Source organism: Lactobacillus sp. M0390, assembly GCF_016102085.1.
Classification (GTDB): Bacteria; Bacillota; Bacilli; order Lactobacillales; family Lactobacillaceae; genus Lactobacillus; species Lactobacillus apis.
The window spans coordinates 1-607 of the sequence record NZ_JACFPH010000021.1 but is presented as its reverse complement, the minus strand read 5'-3'; the positions used below and the strand labels follow the sequence as shown (position 1 = coordinate 607).

Sequence of the window (607 nt, the reverse complement as noted above, 5' to 3'; positions counted from 1 at the left end):
AATAGCGGTGATCGGGGTCGAACCGATACGTCCTAAACGGACACCAGATTTTGAGTCTGGCGCGTCTGCCAATTCCGCCACACCGCCATAGTAAAACAAAAAATAATAGTTCAATGGACTGAACCTTTAAAGGCGGGGATCGGATTTGAACCGACGATTAAGGTTTTGCAGACCTCTGCCTTACCACTTGGCTACACCGCCATTGAATATTCTCATAATAGATTGGGATAGCTGGATTCGAACCAGCGCATAATAGAGTCAAAGTCTAGTGCCTTACCGCTTGGCTATATCCCAATGCTAGGGCGGAATATGGGATTCGAACCCATGTATGCCGGATCCACAAACCGGTGTGTTAACCCCTTCACCAATTCCGCCATGAAGTTTTAACAGGGATAGTAGGAATTGAACCCACACTAGCGGTTTTGGAGACCGATGTACTACCTTTATACGATATCCCTATTATGGAGGAGGGTGGATTCGAACCGCCGAACTCAGAGAGAGCGGTTTTACAGACCGCCGCGTTTAGCCACTTCGCTACTCCTCCAGGCTGATGGCGCGGGACGGAATCGAACCGCCGACACAAGGAGCTTCAATCCTTTGCTCTACC

At 49.3% G+C, this 607-nt stretch carries 6 tRNA genes; all 6 read right to left on the bottom strand.

Annotated features, from left to right (window positions below):
* Nucleotides 1-2: 2 nt before the first annotated feature.
* A tRNA-Leu gene (locus H3R25_RS08970) sits at nt 3-87 on the bottom strand.
* Between the two features lie 43 nt (nt 88-130).
* Nucleotides 131-201: transfer RNA gene (locus H3R25_RS08965), tRNA-Cys, on the bottom strand.
* A 21-nt stretch (nt 202-222) separates the two neighbouring features.
* Nucleotides 223-294: transfer RNA gene (locus H3R25_RS08960), tRNA-Gln, on the bottom strand.
* Between the two features lie 7 nt (nt 295-301).
* Nucleotides 302-374, bottom strand: a tRNA-His gene (locus H3R25_RS08955).
* 13 nt (nt 375-387) lie between these two features.
* Nucleotides 388-458: transfer RNA gene (locus tag H3R25_RS08950), tRNA-Trp, on the bottom strand.
* Nucleotides 459-462: 4 nt separating this feature from the next.
* Nucleotides 463-544: transfer RNA gene (locus H3R25_RS08945), tRNA-Tyr, on the bottom strand.
* Nucleotides 545-607 lie beyond the last annotated feature (63 nt).